Genomic DNA, 21,800 nt, shown 5'->3' with positions numbered 1-21,800 from the left:
TGTAAAAAAGGCCACGTATGACGTGGCCTTGGTTTACTCAGTGTTATTTATGCTTCTAGCGCTTTGCTAATTAAGCGGTCGATATATTTTTTATGTGCTTTGGTTGCGGTATCAGCGCCCCATGCAACCTTTTTATCGGCTATTTGAGTTAGCTGATATAGCGCGGCTGTTTTCGCTAAGTTATCGTATTTACTTGCTTTTTCTAGGCCTGCAATCGCAATTAGCTGATTAACATATTCAATCTGTAAATTATGACTGACTGAATTAGCGGTTTTACTATCAACAAAGATACTTGCAGTTAAATCCTCCATAAATTGCGTAAGGCTGTATTCATTACCATATAAAGCAGTATCTGAAATACGCAGTAACACAGCGGGATGTAGTAGTTGCGCTAGTACACTCTTTTGCATACCTAAAATCATTTTATGCGGTTTAGGGTCTTCGTTTTTACCGTAATGATTAAACCCACGACGCTGCTGCTGCATAAAGTTATACAATGGCTGCATGCTTTGCAGTACATTTGGAGCAAACACATACTCAGCTAAAATAGCCATTGCTTGGGTTTGACGCTCAAGTGGTACCGGTGTAAAAGGCTTTGCTGCATTTTCATCGCCCACGACGGCACGCTCTACATACACGCCACCAATTTGACGAGACACCACGCCTGCTTGTCCACGATACTGGCCAAATAGGCTGTTAGTTGAAGTAACAAGCTGTTGGTAAGACTCACCTTTTACTGTAGCTTTGTCTTTAAGTTCTGCAAAGAGCGTATTGATCAGTGCCATTCTATCTGCCCCGTAAGCTGCAGGGTTAGACGACAAGTCACCTATCATCACGCGAGGGTCTATATGGCGGCCAGGGGCACGCATGTCGTCGGCATCATTACCAAAGGCAAGCGCATGTTCGCTTGAGCGAGCGAGTATTTTATCAAGGCGAGCTTGCTCTGCAGCTTCATCTTTAAGCGCTACGCTGTAGCCGTAATTTATTGCCCAATCATCGTATGGACCTGGTTTAGTTTGGAAAATATCGCCTTGAGTCACACCCGTTGGCGCTATATTTGCTGGCGCATAGTCCATTACCGAGCCGGTAACTATGCCTTGGGTTTTACTTTTGTCGTGAACTTCTTTCTCATCCCACAAAATAGAAGACTTCATGTTGTGATTAAGACCTAGAGTATGCCCTACTTCATGTAAAACCAGCTGAGTTAAGCCTTGGCGTATCATTTGGGTATCTTCAATATCAGCGCCATTTGCTAAGCCCTTGGCCATTATTAGGCTTTGCTGTAATTCATGACCTAAAGAGCAATTGAGTTCTGAATAGTTGGTTGGCTGTGTATGGCTCATCGTGCCTTGAGTATACAGTGTGTCGTATATCCAGCGGTTTTTCATAAATACAAACTCAAGCATAATGTCTGAGCCTAAAATTTCACCGGTTAACGGGTTCGCTAATGCTGGCCCATACCCACCAAACGGTGGTTTGGGTGATGAAGTCCAGCGTAGTACGTTATAGTTAATATCGCCGGCATCCCAATCGGCATCGTCAGGTTGTATTTTCACTTCAAGTGCATTTTTAAAGCCTGCTTTTTCAAATGAGGTGTTCCAAGCAAGTACGGCATCACGCACGGTGTCACGCCATTCAACCGGTGTGGTGTTTTCTATCCACCAGGTAATCGGTTTTACTGGTTCTGAAAGTGCAGCGTTTGGATCTTTCTTTTGTAAATCCCAGCGCTTAATGACATCTTGGTATGGCGCCCAGTCGGTTGACGTCATTTTATCAAACTGATTGGTGAAATAACCAATACGTGCATCATCAAAGCGAGGTTGGTAATTGTTTTCTGGTAAAGCCACAAATGAATGTTGTACTTTTACCGACACACTTCGGGGGTCGCTTACAGCACCTGAACCTCGAACGGTTGGGCTGCTATTGGTAAAAACATAATCAACAACCACATCTAGGTTGTTAGGGTATGGGCGCTGTTTGATGATGCGTGATTTTTTATCGTCTAATTTACCTACTTTAAAACGCTTTTTAGCATTTTTATCGTTCGGGTTAGGCGTAGGAGACACTTTATGTAGCGCTTCACTTAAAAAAAGCTTATTTACATTAAAGGCTATTTTACCTTCTTCTTGTTTTTCTATTTTTATACTTGCAAGCACGGCTTCGCTGATATTAGCTTCACTGGCTTTGGCAAGTGCGCTATTTTCGTTAAATAAGTAGCGAGGGGTTTTACTAATAATATCAATACGATCAAAGTATTTTCTAAATTCAATCAGCTTTGTTTCACGATACGACCCACGAAAATGACCCGCATCAGTTACACCATCAATGGTATGCGCAAAGTACACAAAGGGCGTATCGAGTTGTGATTCGTTTATCACCATTAAGTGATCGCCGGTTTTTTCATCTTGGTAAAGATTAAAAATACCCGCAAATTCGATTTGCCCTTTAATCATTTCAGTTAATGTTTGTGGTTTCTTTTCTTCTTTTTTTTCTGCTGCAACAGCATAGCTGCCACTAAGCGCTATACTCAGCGCCAAGGTAAGTGTGGTTAATTTCATCGTTTAGTCTTTTTTAGTTGTTAATGTAATTTTACTGTACGGTGTGTCATGCTTTTTCGCACAGTATGATTAATAAATACTAACCTAAAGTGATTAGCTTTATGATTTATAATGGTAAAAGATTGTAACAATACATTTATAAAGCGGCTTAACAGTGCTTTTGACTTACCTTTTATTTGCTGAGGAAGACCTTATTTATACCTTTTTGTAACAGTTGCTTACAAATGTCACGTTAATGTTTCATTAAGCTTTGGTATCATAGTGCTAATAGTAATTTGGGAGAAATAAACAGATGCAAGGTAATGTACTTAGATGGGCTTTTCCATTTGTAGCACTGGCATTAGGTGTTGCTGGTTTTGTTGCAATTAATGCGATTGCAAAAGAGTCAGACAAAAAAGAAGTCATAGACACTCGACCAACGGTGCAAGTTGAAGCCGTTTCCGCTAACGATCATCAAGTTATCATTAATAGTTATGGTGAAGTGCAGCCACTAGAAAATACCCAACTTTCAGCGCAAGTGTCAGGTGAAGTCGTCAGCTGGCATCCAAGCTTTGTGGCGGGTGGTGTTGTGGGTCGCGGCGAAACCTTATTTACTATTGAAAAAGATAACTACGAGGCTGCGGTATTGCAAGCTGAAGCTGAACTTGCCCGCGCTCAAGCGATGTTAATTGAAGAGCAAGCGCAAGCCAAAGTCGCAGAAGACGAAGCAAAACGTTTCCCAAATAAAGCACGTACAGATCTATTTTTACGCAAACCACAAGTGCTGAGTGCGCAAGCATCAGTTAAGTCGGCGCAAGCAGCATTAAAAAGAGCCCAACGCGATTTAGACAATTGTGAAATCACCGCACCTTACGATGCATTAGTGGTTAGTCGGAATGTGGGGGTTGGCCAGTTTGTTAGTATGGGCGCTCAAATTGCCGAGCTGAATAATATTGAAACCGCTGAAGTGATTATTCCGATCGCAGGTTTTGACAGTGTGTTTTTACCTGAGCGCGTTAAAGGGGTAACGGCAACCGTTATTAAAACAGGATTCAATGGGTTTACTCGCCAAGCAGTAATAGACCGCGATTTAGGGATTGTTGATAACGCGACTCGCATGAGCAGTTTAGTGGTAAGAATTGAAGATCCTTACGGACTGACTAATCAGCAGCCTGCAATTAAATTTGGCACTTATGTACAAGTAAACTTTGCCGGCACTATGCTCAATAATATTTATCGTTTACCGCAAGAGTTAGTAAATAACCAAACCGTGTGGATAGTTAATGATGAGCAACAGTTAGAGCCGCGTAAAGTAAAAGTGATTCGTGAAGAAGGCGAATATTTTTATATTAGCGATGGCTTACAAGCCAACGATAAGCTCGTTACCACCTTACCGGAATACCCTCAAAAAGGCATGGCAGTAAAAATAGCCGGTTTAACAGAGACTAAAAATACAGATGCAGCAGAAAATGCATCCACTGAAAAACTTTAAGGTAGGGTGAGTTATGAATAACACAGAACAGCCCAATACAACCAAACAAACAGGGTTAATTGCGTATTTTGCTAACAACTCTGTTGCTGCCAATTTAATGATGTTTTTTATTATTGTAATGGGGCTTATAAGCTACTTTACCATTCAGCGACAAATGTTCCCTAATATAGAAGTCAACTATATTACTGTAAATGCAAACTACCCGGGGGCGTCGCCACAAGAAATTGAAGAAAGTATCTTAATAAAAATTGAAGAGTCGCTAAAAGATATAACTGAGATAAAAAAAGGGGTATATCGCGCTTTTCGTAATGGGGGTTCTGCCAGCCTTGAAATTAATACTGACGCAGAGCTTACTGACGTTCTCGATAAGGTAAAACTGCGAGTAGATGGTATCGCGACTTTTCCTGCAGGAATGGAGCCGGTTACCATTAGCCAAATAGAGTTTCGCCAAGATGTAATTGGCATGACGCTCGTGGCTGACCTACCGCTAAATGAGCTTAAGCCAATCGCAAATCAGGTTGAAGATGAACTCTTGCAGTTATCGAATGTATCTTTAGTGGTAAACGATGTGCCACTGGATGAAATTGCCATAGAAATAGAGCCCGACACACTGCGCCAATATAATTTAACCTTATCGGATGTAGCGAACGCGGTACGTCGTTATTCGGCTAACTTTTCAGCCGGACAACTAAAAACTGATGCGGGTGTTATTTCGGTTCGAGTAGAAAATCAGTTTTATTCTGGTGAAGAGTTTAGGCAAATTCCGGTAAAAATTGGCGCCAATGGTGCCAAAGTGTTGCTACAAGATATTGCTATAATCAAAGATCAGTTCGTTGAAGGTGAGCGTTACTTTAAATTTAATGGCGAAAACGCGGTTTATTTATCGGTAAAAGCCACCGAAGATCAAAACATTATTCCGGTGGCCGATTCGGTTAAAGCGTATATTGATCAAAAAAATAAAGAACTGCCATTGGGTGTACGTATAGAGCCGCTAATGGACTTTACTTACTATCTAAATGCACGCTTAGACATGATGAAAGCTAATTTGCTGCAAGGTGCAATTTTAGTCGCTATTATGCTTTCGTTATTTTTACGTTTTAAGCTCGCACTGTGGGTAATGATTGGTTTACCAGTGTGCTTTTTAGGTGCGATGATGCTGATGCCGTTATTTGGTATCACAATTAATATTGTGTCTTTATTTGCCTTTATTATGGTGCTGGGGATTGTGGTGGATGATGCCATTGTCATAGGTGAAAGTGCCTACACCGAAATAGAAAAAAAAGGCGGTGGTGTTGTTAATGTGGTTAATGGCGCTAAACGAGTGGCAACCCCTGCCACCTTTGGTGTACTAACAACCATTGCGGTATTTGCGCCGTTTACGCTTTCAAGCGGCCCTGAAAGTTCCTTTTTTATAGGTATTTCAGTGGTGGTGATTTTATGTTTAATATTTAGCTTGATTGAATCTAAGCTGATATTACCGGCACACATTGCGCATACTCACTTTTCACCTATTAACCCTGACGGTTGGCGAGCACGCTTTAATAAGCGCTTTTTTGGCTTTGTAAATGGACCGTATAGGCAGTTTATTGTTAATTGTATAAAGTGGCGTTGGACGGTGCTGTTTAGTTTTATTGCGCTACTAATTTTCACCTTTGCGTTAATATCGTCAAATCAGGTGAGAATGATCCCATCGCCTAAAGTGCCGCATGACTTCCCGCAAATTAATGTTGAGATGAACGATAACGTATCAGACATCCAAACTATTAATGCTATTCGCCAAATCGAAGCCATGGTGCTTGAAATAGATAAGCAAACCGAGCGAGAAGAAGGGCAAAAGATGATTCGCGATGTATTGGTATTTAACCAAGGTCGTACAGAGGCGCAGTTATTAGCGCCATTGGTTGATGAAGATTTACGCCCTTATAATGCCTTTGAGCTTTCGCGCCGCTGGCGTGAAGCGATGCCTAATATTGCGGGCGTTAAATCGTTAACTATTCAGGATGATGTTGGCGGTGGAGGTGGCGGCGGTAACGGTGAGTTTGGTTACTTGCTGTATGGCTCTGATATCGATACATTGAATGAAGCAGGGCGTCGCTTTATTGGATTATTGCAGCAGCAAGAAGGCTTATTTGATATAAGCTCTACCATTGATCCTGCTAGCAAAGAAGTACAAATGAGCTTAAAACCAGTCGCCTTTGACTTAGGGTTAGATTTGGCCTCAATTGCAAATCAAGTCGGTGCCAGTTTTTATGGTGGCGAGGCGCAACGTGTTATTCGTCGCGGTGAAGAAGTACGGGTGATGGTACGTTACCCTAAGCTTACTCGCGAAGCGTTTTCATCGCTTAAACACGCGGTTATCACCACGCCCCAAGGCAAAGAAGTATTGCTAGGAGATGTGGTTGAGCTAACTGAAACCCCTGGTATTAGTTATATTCGTCGTGAAGGCGGTTATCGCACTGTTTATGTGTATGGCAACATTGATGAGGAAGTGATTGAGCCAGGCGAAGTGGTTAAGCAAGTAAAAGAAAATTTACTACCACAACTGTTGGACGAATACCCAAGTGTTAAGTCAGAACTAGGTGGCGCAATTGAAGAACAGCAGGCGCAAGCTAATGAGCAACTGCTATTTTTTGCTGGTGGTATGATTTTAGTTTATATACTACTTGCCGTACCGTTAAAAAGTTACTCACAACCTCTCATTGTAATGTCGGTTATTCCATTTAGTTTAACGGGGGCAATATGGGGTCATTTTTGGTTTGGTTTAGATATTAGTTTAATGTCGGGCTTTGGTTTAATTGCTGCTGCAGGGGTGGTTATTAACGACTCCTTAGTGATGACTGATTTTATTAATCAGGCGCGTCGTGCTGGTATCAGTATAAAAGATGCGGTTATTGAAGCAGGCTGTGCACGTTTTAGGCCCATATTACTTACCTCAATTACGACCTTTGCAGGGGTATTGCCGATTATGTTTGAGACCAGTTTACAAGCCAAATTTGTAATACCTATGGCGGTAGCTCTGGGCTTTGCGGTTATGTTTGCAACACTGATCACCCTTATTTTGGTGCCGTGTTTGTATATTATTTTAACCGACATAGGCGCGCTATTTAAGCGCCCGTTCGCAAGTAAAAAAGCGAGCGTAAGTTAACATCACCCAGATCATGTAGCTGAAAAAAGCCAACCGTTTATAAAGCGGTTGGCTTTTTTGTTTTATGCTCATTAGTGCAAACTTTAGTATTGTTTTTAAACTCTGGTTACATTCTTTTGTTTGATTATTGCAACATTGCGAATTACAATCAGTCGGTATTGGTATTACACAATGGTTTTTAACCTAATACTTTAGTTAACGCATATTAGCTCACGAGCTAGTTTGCCTGTTGAAAGCCATATGTTATGGGCGACGTTTGACTCTTTAAGGTTTTGCAGTGTTTATACATTCATCATTAACATGTGGAGAATGGTTAACTATTGGCTGTCTTGGGCTCGATCAGTATAGCCAGCTCTTTGTTGGTGATACGGTTAGTGTGAGCTTTTACGATGAGCATGGCGAATTAACTCAGCTAGCGTTTGATTATGAAATACTCTCTCCAGAGCAGGGCGAACCGCATGCTTGGAGTTTGCTGGTGGTTGAGCATATTAATATGCATATTCCGCTTGTGTGCGCTGGTAGAATGACAGAGCAAGGATTGGTGGTTGCGTACCGACATAACAAAATATTTGCACTTGAAAGCAGTGGTATTTGTAGCGCGGTGGTTCACTTTAATCGCGCTGAAAAAAATAAAAAATTAATCACAGTCAATAGCCTTGGATACGACGCGGTTTATCCTCAAAATGGCGATATGTACAGTGCGGGCACCAAAGTATTACAGCCAAAAACAGGGCATATATACCAGTGTAAGGCATGGCCATTTAGTGAGTTTTGCCGTGTGAATGAGAATAGCGCTATGTTTGAGCCAGGCGTTGGTGAAAGCTGGGCGATGGCTTGGCAGCAAATACAGTAAATCAACTTCCCTTAGGTATAACGACAACAATAAAAATTCTCGTAGTTTTTAGTTATCGAATTTATACCGCTTTAGCCCACTCAACTATGAGTGGGCTTTTTTATTTTTATGATAAACTGACCGCCATTGTTATTTTTTAAGCGGTTTTTTTGTGTCTTCTTCTGATTATTCTTTAAGCTTATTACCTAATTTCCCTGTTGCTAAAAAGCAAGCTCATGCGCTGACTACTCATGCTAAAACACGCAGTGATGATTATTATTGGATGCGCGATGATGAGCGACAAAATGCCGATATACTCGCACATTTAGCGCAAGAAAATGCCTATTGTGATGCACAATTAGCTGCCATTAAGCCACTACAAAATACATTATTTGAGGAGCTTAAAGGTCGTATTGTAAAAGACGATAACACTGTACCGGTAAAAGACGGCCAGTATTGGTATCACTCAGAGGTTCGCGGAGATGATGAATATGCGCGTCATTATCGCAGCCGCAGTATGGCAATGGCTGATAAAGAACTACTACTTGATGTTAATGAGCTTGCCAATGGCTATGAATTTTATGAGTTAGGGGAAGTGGCACTGAGCCCCAACGAGCAATTAATGGCTTACTCTGAAGATACCGACGGCAGACGTATATACACAGTACGGTTTAAAGATTTAAGTAGCAATACAATGCTCGACGATGCACTTGAGATTACCGAGGGGCAAGTTGTTTGGGCGAACGACAATAAAACCGTATTTTATGTAAAAAAGGATTTAAAAACCTTATTGGGTTATCAAGTTTTTAGACATGAGCTAGGGACTGAGCAACACCAAGATGTGCTGGTATACGAAGAGCAAGACAGCAGCTTTTTTATGGGCTTAGGTAAAAGTCGTGATGAAAGCTTAATTATTATTGATTTAGCGAGCACAGAAACTAACGACATGTGGGTGCTTGATGCCAATCAACCGCAAGGTGAGTTTACCGCTTTAATGCCGCGCGAAGAGGGGCATGAATTTGATATCGATAAGCTTGGTGATACTTTTTATATAGTGACTAACTGGCAGGCCAAAAACTTTAGATTAATGACCGCAACAAGCGACACCATTGCTGATAAAAACCAGTGGCAAGCACATACCCCTCACCGTGAAACTGTATTATTAGAAGGCGTTGAACTATTTAACGACTTTTTAGTGCTTAGCGAGCGCGAACAAGGCCAAGCACGCTTTGTTGTGGTTAACAAAAACGGCGAGCGAATGAACCTTGAGTTTGATGATCCTTGTTACTACGCCGCTATTGCGATGAACCCAGAGCCAAGTGTAACCCATGCACGCATTTACTATTCAAGCTTAACAACGCCAGGTTCGCTCTATAATGTTGATTTAACCACAGGCGAAAAAACCTTACTTAAACAACAAAAAATACTCGGTGATTTTAACGCAGAAGGCTACCAGTCAGAGCGACTTATGGTAAGCGCTCGAGATGGAGTAAAAGTACCCGTGTCGTTGGTATATCGTAAAGATAGCTTTAACAAAGATGGCTCAAATCCGTTGTTTCAATATGGTTATGGCGCGTATGGGATCACCATAGATCCTAGTTTTTCGAGTACATCACTGAGTTTACTAGACCGTGGCTTTGTCTATGCGATTGCGCATGTGCGTGGTAGCGAAATGCTAGGGCGTTCATGGTACGAACATGGTAAAAAACAGCATAAACAAAATAGCTTTAATGACTTTATAGATGTAACCAAAGCGCTCACTGAGCAAGGATATGGCAACAAAAGTAAAGTGTTTGCCTCTGGTGGCAGTGCTGGGGGGTTATTAATGGGAGCTGTGGTAAATCAAGCGCCTGAGCTTTACTGTGGAGTGGGCTGCCATGTGCCATTTTTAGATGTACTCACCACAATGTTAGATGAAAGCATTCCGCTTACAACAAATGAGTATGATGAATGGGGTAACCCAAATGACCCCCATTTTTACGACATTATTGAAGCGTATTCACCGTACGACAATATTAGTGCGCAACACTATCCCAATATACTGGTGACAACCGGTTTGCACGACTCACAAGTACAGTATTGGGAACCAATGAAATGGGTGGCTAAAATGCGTGAATATAAAACCGATGATAATATTTTAGTGTTTAAAACCGACATGGATGCAGGACATGGTGGGGCATCGGGTCGCTTTAAAAGCTTAGAAGAAAAAGCGCTAGAAATGGCCTTTTTTATCGCTTTGTCATAGCCCGTAAATGATTGTTACAAAAAAGCCTCAGTAATAACTGAGGCTTTCTATTTTTTAAAATAACTTAATCTAGGTAGGCTTTTAACATCCACACTAGTTTTTCTTGCTCTTTAATGTAGTCACTCATTAATGACGCGGTACCTTCATCATCAGCTTCAGCGGCTTGTGCAAGAATATCGCGCTGCATTTTAATTAAGCTGCTGTATCCGGCAAGTAAGTTCTCTACTGCGGTTACGCCGTCGCTGATCCCTTTTGCTTCTTTAATTTCGCTTACTTCTAAGTAATCTGAAAATGCATGTAGCGGTGCACCATCAAGCGTTAAAATACGTTCTGCGATTTCATCTACTTTTAACAGTAGTAAGTTATAAATTTCTTCAAACTTTAAATGTAATTCAAAAAAGTTTCGGCCTTTAATATTCCAGTGAAAACCGCGCGCATTCATATATTGAATTTGATAGCTGCTTAAAAGCGTATTCAGTGACTTAATAATATCTTCACTTTTTGTACTGTTTAAACCAATTGCATTTACTTGCGACATACTTTGCTCCTTAAATAACCGTTTTATGAATTTGTTTACACCTTGTTCAATACAGTCAGTATTACCTAAGATGGTGTATTAATAAAATCGTTTATACATATTGGTGTCATAGCTAAAAGCTATCACCGTAGCTCGACTTTTTAAATAAGTTAGCTAACGCTGTTCAATAGATATGGGTTGTGTTTATAAAAATACTACCTTGAGCAGCGAAATTGTTTATTTTGTGAGTACAAAATATGATCTAAAACAAGCTTTTGACAGGCGCAGCGCACACTTATTTTATTTATTGATGTAGGTCAAAAAACGCTCATAAGTAAAGCGCATAATCACTATAACCCAACTTGATAGAGATCACTTTATTGAGTTAAGGGGCTACTTGATTAGATGCGGAGAGAAATTATGGAAGCTAAAACACGTAAAGAAAATAAAGCTGAACTCATCGTTATTGGTATTGCTTTGCTAGGGTTTGTATTAGGGTTAGTTGCGCACTTAGCGGGTGCAAGTTTTGCAAACTCTGATGCCTTTGGCTATATTGCTGCACCAATGCCCTTAGTGCTAGGTATTATATTTTTGATCAGCTACAAAGTGGCGGCTGCAGCCGAGGACTAAATGTCCTCATTCAAGCGCTCAAGAATATAATTAACGACTTGGCGTGAGTAAATCATACTGGTATGGCTTAAGTGAAATACCTTATGTTCGGCCATACCCTTTAGCTTGGTTTCATCTAATAATACGGTGCCATCAGAGCGGCTGCCTTTTACAATGAGTGGCATTAAGCCAATCGGTAAGTCGCCGGCAATGCTATATAGCTTGGCTTTAAAAGGCCAATCACCATTCTTAGAGAGTAAAAACTCAACGCTATTTTTTAATAATAGCTCGAACCCTTTTTGCTGCATTTTTTCAGCAATATGGCTGCCAGTATGTGGGGTTCCTAAGGTGATTACCTTTTCAACATGATGACTTGGCGCTGAGTTTGCCTCTAAATAGGCGCGAGCAACTAAGCCCCCCATAGAGTGACACACTAAAGCAGAAGGCTCGTTGCCAATAAATTCATCTATTTGCGAAAAAATAGCATCCCGATTAGGGTCACGCGTATTGTAGGTAAGGTTTAAAACTTTCACCCCCGACTCCTCCAAGCGTGAGCACAACGGGCGCATCACCAAGCCAGACATATATAAGCCATGTAAAACAATAACGTGTTTAACTTTCATATGCCCCCTAATACCAATTTTATTAAAAACATGATCATTCTAGCGTATTAAATAATCCGCTACCTACGTTAAAAATTATTTATATAGAACAACTATATGTCACAATTTTCGCCTTGTTACCGACTTATTTACTTGTCGCTATAATAGATAACTAATTTAATGCAATTGGTATAACCTATTCTAGTTACATTAATTGCTGAGGTTTTATCTCAATGTTAGTGGTGTCGGTATTAACCCAAACTTCACCATCTTGAATGGTAATTGCCAATTTAATATTACGATCAACCAACGCAGCTAATAGCTGAGTAGCAGCATAATCAAGACTAAAGATGCTTAAGTTTTTAAACTCATATAATTTAGGCTGATGCTTTTGCCACCAAATAGCTTGGTTATTCTCGCCATAGGTATATAAAATTACTTTTTTAGCTTTATTACAGGCTTTTTTAAGGCGCTTTTCATCTGGTAACCCCAGCTCAATCCACAGCTCTATTTCTTCACTGTAATTGACATGCCAAAGCTCCGGCTCATCATCAGCGCTTAACCCTTTGGTAAACTCTAAACCATCACAGCTATTAAGTGCAAAAGCGAGTAAGCGGATCATCAACCGCTGATCTGTTTCTGATGGGTGTTGTGCCAAGGTCAGGTGAAAGTCTTGGTATACGTGACGGTCCATATCGCTAAGCGATAACTGCGCCTTCATGATGGTAGATTTGAGAGCCATAGTGTCTTATATGAAAAAATTTGCGTCAGTATAGCGCAATTAAATGAATTGCCAGTTAAAATAGCTACAAATTATATGTTAGGAGTTAAAAATGGCTATCCAGTGGTTCCCTGGGCACATGAATAAAGCCCGAAATGAAATTAAAGAAATAATGCCACAAATGGATGTGATCATTGAAGTGCTAGATGCGCGCATTCCTTACAGTAGCGAAAACCCGATGGTGGCTACCCTGCGTGAAGGTAAGCCGGTCATCAAAATTCTCAATAAAGCCGATTTAGCTGATCCTAAAATGACGCAAACCTGGAAAGACTATTTTGAGCAAGAAAATGGCGTAAAAGCCATTGCATTTGGTAACGATAAAGCCGCAGAAGTGCATCGAATTAATGAGCTATGTAAAAAGTTAGTGCCACATAAAGTCGGTGCCGATAAGCAAATTAAAGCCATGATCATGGGTATTCCTAACGTAGGTAAATCGACGCTCATAAATGTGCTTGCTGGGCGTATAGTGGCTAAAACGGGTAACGAGCCTGCAGTTACTAAGGCGCAGCAACGTATTAAACTTGATGATGGCATTATGCTTTACGATACGCCAGGGATGCTGTGGCCAAAAGTAGAGAACGAAAACTCAGGTTATCGTTTAGGCGCAACCGGTGCGATACGTGATACCGCTATTGAGTACGAAGAAGTGGCAAGTTACACCGCTGAGTATTTATTGCATGCTTATCCTGAGCTTTTAAAAGCGCGCTATAAATTAGATGAACTGCCAGAAAGCGATTGGGAGTTTGTTGAAATGGCGGGTAAAAAGCGCGGCTGTATTCGCGGTGGTAACCAAATCGATACGTATAAAATGTCGGAAATTCTAATTAATGAATTACGAGATGGCATTATCGGTCGTATTACCATGGAAACACCTGCCATGCGTGAAGAAGAAGAAATAATGGTGGCTGGATTGCGCGCGGCAGCAGAGGCGAAAAAGCAAGCCAAAGAAGAAGAGAAAAAACAACGCCGAGCACGTGCACGAAAAAACCGTCGTTAATTTATAAAAGCGCAGGTTAAGGCCTTACGCACTAAATTACAGACATAAAAAAAGCCCGTAAGGGCTTTTTTAGTTTCATATCTACCGTCACCGATATGAGCAATGTAGCAAGTAAATGAGTAGGGCGGAAACAGGTCATAAACAGCAAGGGGCGTTGTGGTTTATAACAGGTTTCCATAGCTGTTAACGTGCGCCACACGTTGTTTCAGGGTCGAGAAACAAATGAACTTTTCCGTCACAAGAAGTATGCTTCGTCTTGTTGATAGTGATTATCAATTAGATTTAAATAACTGTCAACACCTAAATGCAAATAATTCTTATTTTACCTTTTTGTTCATTTATAGCACTAAAGTAAGGGCTGCTTTTTGCTACACATCCCCTTATGCTAAGTTAAGTATTATAAAAATAATAACAAGAACAAAAATATGTTTTCAATTTGGTTTATTAGCCTTATTGCTGTGGTGTATCTAGGGATATTATTTGCAGTTGCGGGCTGGGCGGATAGGCGTAAGGTACTTCCTTTCAAAGGTTTAACCTACGGGCTGTCATTGGGTGTTTATTGTACCTCATGGGCTTTTTACGGCACCACAGCACAAGCGGCTAGTAATGGCTGGTGGTTGGCGCCTACCTATGCGGGCACGATTATATTATTTATTTTTGGCTGGCAGCTGTATTGTCGTATTGCGCATATTTGTCGACAGCAAAAGCTTACCTCTATGGCTGACTTTATTGCTACTCGCTATGGGCAGTCGTCGAGTTTGTCAGGGCTTATTTCACTTATTTCAGTGATAGCAATTGTACCGTATATTTCTTTACAACTTAGTGCGACCGCACAAAGTATTAATTTACTCACCGACCGAGCCCCCACTCAAAGTAACCAAGTATGGGCAGATAGTACGTTTTATATTACGTTATTGCTGGCTTTATTTGCTATTTTATTTGGCGCTCGCAGGCTTAAGCCCAGTGAGCATAACCCCGGGTTAATTGCCAGTATTGCCTTTGAATCAATTGTTAAGTTACTTGCCTTTATTGCGGTGGGCTTGTATGTGTGTTTTTCTATATTTGATAGCCCTATTGCTTTGTATGAACAGGCGCAAGCGCTAAACATACCAACACACGTTGCCGCGACTCAAAGCCCCGTTTATGTCTATGTTGCACATACCTTGTTGGGGATACTGGCAACGTTATGTTTGCCGCGTCAGTTTCATATGAGCTTTATTGAAAACAATAACAATAATGAGCTGGCAACCGCTCGCTGGTTATTTCCGTTGTATTTATTACTGATCAACTTATTTATTTTACCTATAGCTTACGCTGGGCTGGTTTATTTTAGTGATAGTAGCGTTGGTCAAGATACCTTCGTATTAGCGTTGCCAATGGCGACAGATAATAGCGGGGTAACCTTACTGGCCTTTTTAGGTGGCTTTTCAGCGGCCACAAGTATGGTGATTGTGTCGGCAATTGTGCTGTCGGTGATGATCACTAATGATTTTATTAATCAGTTTATTTTGCGTCGCTCACAGTTAACGTCAAGCAGCCGAGGATTGGATAAAAACAACTTATTGCATGCGCGTAAAATTGTAATTGTACTTATTTTATTACTCAGCTATTTCACTCATAGAGTGCTGGCAGAAACCACCACACTTGCAACCGTTGGGCTTATGTCGTTTACCTTAGTTGCGCAATTTGCTCCTGCGATGATTATTGGTTTATGGTGGCGCCACGCATCGTGTCGTGGTGCACAGCTCGGTATTTTAAGTGGCTTTGTAATTTGGGGTTACACTTTACTGCTACCTAATTTAGCCAGTGGTTTTGGTAGTCAAAGTAGTTGGTTAATAGAAGGGCCATGGCAAGTTGCTTGGTTAGCGCCCACTAATTTACTTTCATTGAATTTAGAAAGTATTAGCCAATCATTACTGTTGTCGTTAGGGGTTAATACGTTAGTGTATTTGCTTGTACCACTATTTAGTCGTGCAACGCTTGCTGAGCGCCTGCAAAGCAATAAGTTCATATCTCAATTAAACGACTCGCGATTAAACACCACATTGCAGCCACTCAATTATGAAGATTTAGGGGCATTATTACAGCGTTTTGCTGAAAAAGACGCGAGCCATTCTTTAGTGCAGCAGTATTTTCCGCATGACAAAAGCCAATGGAAACGGATTGCTAATGTTGAGCTTGAGTTATTAGTTGAGCGTGAAATGTCAGCGGTTATTGGTGGTGCATCAGCACGGCTAATTTTAGATGTAGCGAAAAATGAGCAGCGTCAGCCTTTAGAGCAAGTTGCTGAGTTTGTCGATGAAGCTAGCCAAGTGCTTAAATTTAATCGTGATTTACTGCAATCTACCATTGAAAATATTCAACAAGGGATTAGCGTAGTAGATAGTGAGTTGCGTTTGGTCGCTTGGAATCAGGGCTATAAGCACATGTTTAATTACCCCGATAGTGCTTTATATATAGGCCGACCCGTTGCCGATATTATTCGCTTTAACGCTGAGCGAGGCTTATTTCGTGGTGAGGATATTAATACAGAAGTCGATAAGCGTTTAGCTTATTTAAAACAAGGCAGTGCGTATAAATATCAACGCGCACATAGTGATGGCCGAGTATTTGAAATGCAAGGAAATCCCTTGCCTGGTGGCGGGTTTGTAACGACTTACACCGACATAAGTGAGTTTGTAAAACAACAAAAAGCACTCACCGAAGCGAATGTTAGTCTTGAAGAAAAAGTGGCTACGCGCACTGCAGCATTAACACAGGCTAACCAAGCGCTTTCTAAAGCTAAGCAAGTAGCAGAGCAGGCAACAGTAAGTAAAACGCGTTTTTTTGCCGCGGCGAGTCACGATTTATTGCAGCCATTTAATGCCGCAAGTTTATTTTGTTCGCTAATGAACGAAAAAGCCCAAGATACTGAGCTTAAAGATCTAGCTATGAATATTAAAAATTCCTTAGCAAGTGCAGAAGAGCTACTTTCGAGTATTTTAGAGTTAACTAAACTCGATTCAGGTTCGTTTAAAGTGCAGTTAACGGAATTTAATGTGAGTAGTTTAATAGAGCCACTGCGTAATGATTATTTAGCACTAGCTCAAGAAAAAGGCCTCGGTTTTATCGTTGAGTCGTGCGATGCGCGAATTTATACCGACAAAGCATTACTTAAGCGTGTACTAAGAAACTTACTTAGTAATGCTATACGCTACACAGAGTATGGTGAAGTACGTTTAAAAGTTTTACTTGATGAACATCATGTATCGTTTGTGATTGAAGATACAGGCATAGGCATTGCTACCAGTGATCAGCAGAGTATTTATCAAGAATTTAAGCAGCTGGGCGATAAACCTAACGCCGAGGGATTAGGATTGGGGCTTTCTATCACCAAACGTATTTGTGATTTATTAAATATTCCTTTGGTAATGGGCTCTCAGCTTAATAAAGGCACTCAATTTACTTTAACCATGCCATGCAAACCTAGTTTAAAAACACCAGCCACTGCGCATGTACCTGCCAATTCAGAAACTGAATTGGGTCGTTTATGTATTTGGCTTGTGGATAACGATCGTAATGTACTTGAAGCGCTAAAACAGTTGCTAGAAAACTGGGGCTGTGAAATTGCCACCGCCACTAACTTAATTGAACTTGAGCAACTCAAAGCAGAAAATACACTACCACAACTACTTATTGTTGATTATCAATTGGATGATGGTGTAACGGGGCTTGAGGTGATTGAACAAGCAGGATTAATGACGTTGCCTGCCATTGTTAATACTGCAAACCATGATGAGCAAATACGCGAGCGCGTACTCGATGCAGGTTATCCTTTATTGTACAAACCACTTAAAGCACCGGCATTAAAAAGAATGATAAAACGACTGACTTTACTTTAAGGTAAGTGGGTTAATAACACACCAGAGCCTTGTTTTTCATGATTTTTAGCTATGTTTAAATCACTAATTGCGGGTGAAAGGCATGACTTGCTAATTATTATCGATTAATTAAACTTATTCGATAACATATCACAGGCTTGCTGATAATGTTGCCAGTAGCCAATACTCTTACTATTGAGTGGTTGGCGAATTTGCACTTTGCTAGCAGTAGCCGAGGCGCTGTTGCTTTTATAAAACGCTAAGCAGCTGGGCTGCCATTGTAAATTACAAAAATTAAATAATGTTTGAGTTTGCAAGGTGGCATCTGTTACTAGCTCTTCATAGTGTTGAATCATTACATTATTAGGATACTTTTTCTGAAAGTGGTTGATAAGTAACTTATAATCTTGATAAAAATGAGCAATATCTTGTAAGTCATAGCTGTAATGATGAAATGCACTGTGCGGGCTATATAGCTGCCTGTAATTTGCAATACAGCTATCCACAGGGTCGCGCAGCATACAGACTATTTTTGCCTCTGGAAACGCAGTTAAAATAAAATCAATAAAGTAAAAATTAAAGGGTTGCTTGTCACAGCTCCTAGATGAAGTCATCATGCCTTCGCAGCGCGATTGGTAGCCATTTAAGGGGTTATCAAGCGTAAACTTTTGAAATGCCTGCTCAATCATACGGATATCTAAAACATGTTTTGACGCCGCAGTGCTTTGAAGTAGCTGTGCAATGTCATTTAGCTCCCCAAGGCCGGTCACCTCGGTACTTTGATTAATAATTTTTTCTACTAATGTGGTACCAGAACGAGGCATACCCATGACAAATATGGGTGAGAAGTCAGCGTTTTTTGCTGTTAATTGAATCTTTTCACTTAATGCTATTAATTGTTGGCAAAATATTTGGTGTTTGCTGGCTTCATAGTTTACTTGATGTTTTATAGCCAATTTACTATCACGAAAGTAACTAAAAGCTTGTTCATAATCACCAATATGTTCGTGATTTAGTGCCAAACTGTGATAAATCATTTGCTGTTCTGTTGCAGTTAAGCTACTACTAAGTCGTTTTTTTAGCTCGGTAATATGTGTTTTTGCTTCAGTTGAGGTATTTAGTTCTGCAAGAGAGTAATGTGCTTGTAAGTAACTTGGCTCGCGTTTTATAAGCGCTAATAATAGCGTTTTTGCGTGATCTAATTGGCCATTTATTTTATAGGCAATGGCTAAGTTGTAATTAATTTTGGGGTGTGTAGGTGCGGCTTCATAAGCTATTTTTTGCCATGCTAAAGCATGTTTATAGTCACCAAGTCGAGTCGCTATATTAGCTAAGGTATCCCACTCTAGAGGCCCATAACCTTGATACTTGATAGCTTCCTGATAGTAACTGGTCGCCAATGTTACGTCACCCTTTAGTATCATTAGCTTAGATAAATGCAGCACATATAAGGGATGGTTATTGATTGTTAAGGCTTTTTCTATCAGTTGTATGGCTTTGTAGTTGTCGCCTGCAGCAATATTCACTTCGGCTAGTAGGTAATAGCAAAAATGGTCTGTCGCATCGTACTGTAATTGCTTAACTAGCAGTTGGTGAGCGGCGGATAACTGGTTATTGTTTATTGCTGTAAATACCTGTGTTTTTAACTGATGTTGATGTGCTGTTAGCATAAATAACCTTAACGAGAGGTAATAATAAAGCCTTGCTGATTATCAACAAGGCTTTTAACTATCGCTCAGTTTTATAGTTCAAAGTTATAAGTAAACTTCATACCAATAGTGCGAGGCGTTGTTGTATAGTGAGCGTATACGCGTTGTAATTCAGGTAACGCTTTATTAGCGCCAGAGGTCGACATACCAGCCCATGACTTATCACGGCGTACCGAAGTAAAAGCATACTTATCGAACAGGTTGTCGATATATAATGTAGCTGACCACATATCACCTGTTAACTTAGCTGATAAGTTGCTTAATGAATAGCCAGCTAATGTCTCACCATCGTCTCTTAAGCCCACTTTGGTAATCATATCGCTTTGTGCAGTCATACCGTAGTTAACGCTCAGTAGTTTATCGTCGAGCACATCTTGCTCATAACGAAGGCCGAATGAAAACTGATGCTCAGGGGCGCCGGGTAATCGATCCCCATTCATAGCGCCAATGCCAATACCAAATAAATCTGGTGCATCTTCAGTTAGTTCTGCTTTTGCATAAGCGTAAGTCGCGTAAGCTGTCCAGTGATCGCCAATGATTGCACGAGATGAAATTTCTACGCCTTTTGAGTTTGCTGAGCCTGCATTTGATGTAATAAGCTCTTGGCCATTAACAGTAGAGCTACCCACTTGGGCGTCATTCCAGTCAACATTAAAGAGTGCAGCATTAAAGTGCAATCGATTTCTGAGCCAGGTTGATTTAAAGCCAAGTTCATAGTTTACCGTAGTATCAGCCTTATAGTCTTCTTCACTTGGAAGAGCACAAACAATTTGCTGTTCTGGTAACACATCTGGACACGGCGCAATACCATTACCGCCACCAATTCGAAACCCTTCACTGACAGTAAAGTAAGCGAGTACACCAGAATCAAACGTATAGTTTGCATTAAATTTAAATAGATTACCGTTATCATTGGCGCTAACATTTTTCATCTCAATTTGGTCAAGAGACGAGAAATTGCCAGAATAAAGTGGTGTAGCTGACCCTGCATTGGTGGAGATATCATATTCATATAAACGCGCGCCCAAAGTGATATCAAACTGATCAGTAAAGCTATAGCCAGCCTCACCAAATAATGCTTTTTCTGTTATTTCTGAATTACTAAGGGCGATATATTCTAGATCTTTTTGTACGTTCGCAATACCACCGCCCCAAAAGTCAGTTAAGCCTGGGGTATATTCGCGGTCATCTGATAAGTTTTCTTGCTTATTATAGTAGCCGCCTACAATCCAACTTAATGGGCCCTCTGAAGCCGATACTAAACGCAATTCTTGAGTGAAGTTATCTTGATCTGAAGTATCTAAAGTTTGACCAACAAATGCAGGAAAATCAGCGTAACCAGTCCAAATATCATAAAGTAAGTCGGTTTGATCTCGCTGCCCAGACTGCTCATAGCTTGACCAACCAGAGGCTGATACAAGTTCAGCAAAGCCTAAATCAGCTTTGATTTCTAAGCTAAGTAAATCGTTTTCTTGCTCGCCCGGTTCAAGCACGCGAGCTGCGTTTTCATATTTACCTACAGTACCTTGAAGTGCGCTGCTATTTGCTAATGCGCCATATTGTGACGTTGAGTTGCCGCCATTTTCTTGTTTTTGATAAAAGTAATTGAGTGTTGCATCAATTGATGAGTTTGGCTGCCAACGAACAGAAAAGCGTCCCGTAGTGATTTGCTCATCGTTAACGTCATTAACGCGTTGTAAGTTTTCATCAATATCATCTTGGTTTGTAAAATCTGGATTAGGGTTTGAGACCCCTGGGTTTCGTACTACGTATTTATAATCAATATAACCAGGTCTGTCATAATGATTAACGCTGGCACGAACGGCTAATACGTCATCGATAAGCGGGGTATTAAATACCAGGCCAAACTCACCCCCAGTATCATCGCTTTCATTAATTGCGAATAAATCGCCACTCACGCTACCTTCAGTAATGTCTAATTGTGGTTGCTTTAATAAATAGCGTATAGCACCACCTAAAGTACCAGCACCATATAAGGTACCTTGCGGGCCAATTAATACTTCGACTCGATCAATATCAGTCAAGCGAAGATTAATATTAAGCGGTATTTCACCAACATAAGTAGCTACAGTGCCCCCATCAGAGCCACGATCTGACGAGTTAGTATTTAAACCTCGAACAATAATTGGAGAACCTTCACGACCACCTTGATCTGAAACTGTTAGGCCTGGGACCCAACGAGCTACATCTTCTAAATCACCAATGTTTTGATCCTTTATGACATCACTATTAAGCGCTGTAATATTTAAAGGAGCCTCTTGAATTGAACCTGAGCGACGTGTAGCAGTAACCTCAATCTGTTCAATTTCTTTATCAACTTTAGGCTTTTCTTCTGCTGAGGCATGATAAGAGGTGATTAATTGAGTTGTAATTGCGCAAGCAAGAATTTTTCTTTTAAACTTTTTCATTTTGACCCTGTGAATGTTTGTTTGATTATTGTTTTATATCAAGAA

At 40.6% G+C, this 21,800-nt stretch carries 13 protein-coding genes; 7 read left to right on the top strand and 6 right to left on the bottom strand.

Features of this window, described 5'->3' with window-relative positions; genetic code table 11:
• Positions 1-47 precede the first annotated feature (47 nt).
• Positions 48-2,558 (bottom strand): zinc-dependent metalloprotease, encoded by a 2,511-nt coding sequence (locus PTET_RS15350; RefSeq protein ID WP_016899024.1) that lies wholly within the window; start codon positions 2,556-2,558, stop codon positions 48-50.
• 292 nt (positions 2,559-2,850) lie between these two features.
• Between PTET_RS15350 and PTET_RS15345 the strand changes: the two genes are divergently transcribed.
• The 4 genes from PTET_RS15345 (at position 2,851) to PTET_RS15330 (ending at position 10,251) form a co-directional block, all read left to right on the top strand.
• Entirely contained in the window at positions 2,851-4,029 is a 1,179-nt protein-coding gene (locus PTET_RS15345) for an efflux RND transporter periplasmic adaptor subunit (RefSeq protein WP_096038854.1), read from the top strand.
• A 13-nt stretch (positions 4,030-4,042) separates the two neighbouring features.
• On the top strand, positions 4,043-7,174 hold the full coding sequence (locus tag PTET_RS15340; protein WP_013466226.1) for an efflux RND transporter permease subunit: 3,132 nt from the start codon (positions 4,043-4,045) through the stop codon (positions 7,172-7,174).
• Between the two features lie 277 nt (positions 7,175-7,451).
• Positions 7,452-8,027, top strand: coding sequence for a hypothetical protein (locus PTET_RS15335; protein WP_013466224.1), 576 nt, complete (start codon positions 7,452-7,454; stop codon positions 8,025-8,027).
• A gap of 151 nt (positions 8,028-8,178) precedes the next feature.
• Entirely contained in the window at positions 8,179-10,251 is a 2,073-nt protein-coding gene (locus PTET_RS15330) for a S9 family peptidase (protein ID WP_036957027.1), read from the top strand.
• A gap of 64 nt (positions 10,252-10,315) precedes the next feature.
• Here the strand turns inward: PTET_RS15330 and PTET_RS15325 are convergent, their stop codons facing one another.
• Complete coding sequence (locus PTET_RS15325) at positions 10,316-10,789, bottom strand: Dps family protein (RefSeq protein WP_008112861.1); 474 nt, start codon at positions 10,787-10,789, stop codon at positions 10,316-10,318.
• A 399-nt stretch (positions 10,790-11,188) separates the two neighbouring features.
• On the opposite strand from PTET_RS15325, the gene PTET_RS15320 reads away from it, so the two are divergent.
• Entirely contained in the window at positions 11,189-11,398 is a 210-nt protein-coding gene (locus PTET_RS15320) for a hypothetical protein (protein WP_016899028.1), read from the top strand.
• Here the strand turns inward: PTET_RS15320 and PTET_RS15315 are convergent.
• Both PTET_RS15315 and PTET_RS15310 read right to left on the bottom strand, forming a co-directional pair.
• Positions 11,395-12,000: a PGAP1-like alpha/beta domain-containing protein gene (locus PTET_RS15315; protein WP_028834704.1), complete on the bottom strand. Its 606-nt coding sequence runs from the start codon at positions 11,998-12,000 to the stop codon at positions 11,395-11,397. The two genes, PTET_RS15320 and PTET_RS15315, sit on opposite strands and share 4 nt — an antisense overlap.
• Before the next feature lie 184 nt (positions 12,001-12,184).
• Positions 12,185-12,721, bottom strand: coding sequence for a YaeQ family protein (locus PTET_RS15310; protein WP_024602252.1), 537 nt, complete (start codon positions 12,719-12,721; stop codon positions 12,185-12,187).
• A 91-nt stretch (positions 12,722-12,812) separates the two neighbouring features.
• Here PTET_RS15310 and ylqF point away from each other — a divergent pair, with 91 nt between their 5' ends.
• A complete protein-coding gene (gene ylqF, locus PTET_RS15305; RefSeq protein WP_008465001.1) occupies positions 12,813-13,757 on the top strand; it encodes a ribosome biogenesis GTPase YlqF in 945 nt (314 codons plus the stop codon).
• A gap of 425 nt (positions 13,758-14,182) precedes the next feature.
• On the top strand, positions 14,183-17,638 hold the full coding sequence (locus tag PTET_RS15300; protein WP_096038853.1) for a PAS domain-containing hybrid sensor histidine kinase/response regulator: 3,456 nt from the start codon (positions 14,183-14,185) through the stop codon (positions 17,636-17,638).
• Positions 17,639-17,742: 104 nt separating this feature from the next.
• On the opposite strand, the gene PTET_RS15295 is transcribed toward PTET_RS15300, so the two are convergent.
• Together PTET_RS15295 and PTET_RS15290 are read right to left on the bottom strand one after the other, a co-directional pair.
• Entirely contained in the window at positions 17,743-19,287 is a 1,545-nt protein-coding gene (locus PTET_RS15295) for a tetratricopeptide repeat-containing sulfotransferase family protein (protein WP_096038852.1), read from the bottom strand.
• A gap of 71 nt (positions 19,288-19,358) precedes the next feature.
• Positions 19,359-21,755, bottom strand: a complete 2,397-nt coding sequence (locus tag PTET_RS15290; RefSeq protein WP_096038851.1) for a TonB-dependent receptor — start codon at positions 21,753-21,755, stop codon at positions 19,359-19,361.
• Positions 21,756-21,800: the final 45 nt, after the last annotated feature.

It is taken from the genome of Pseudoalteromonas tetraodonis (assembly GCF_002310835.1).
In the GTDB taxonomy this organism is placed as follows: Bacteria; Pseudomonadota; Gammaproteobacteria; order Enterobacterales; family Alteromonadaceae; genus Pseudoalteromonas; species Pseudoalteromonas tetraodonis.
This window is presented reverse-complemented; position numbering and strand designations above follow the sequence as displayed.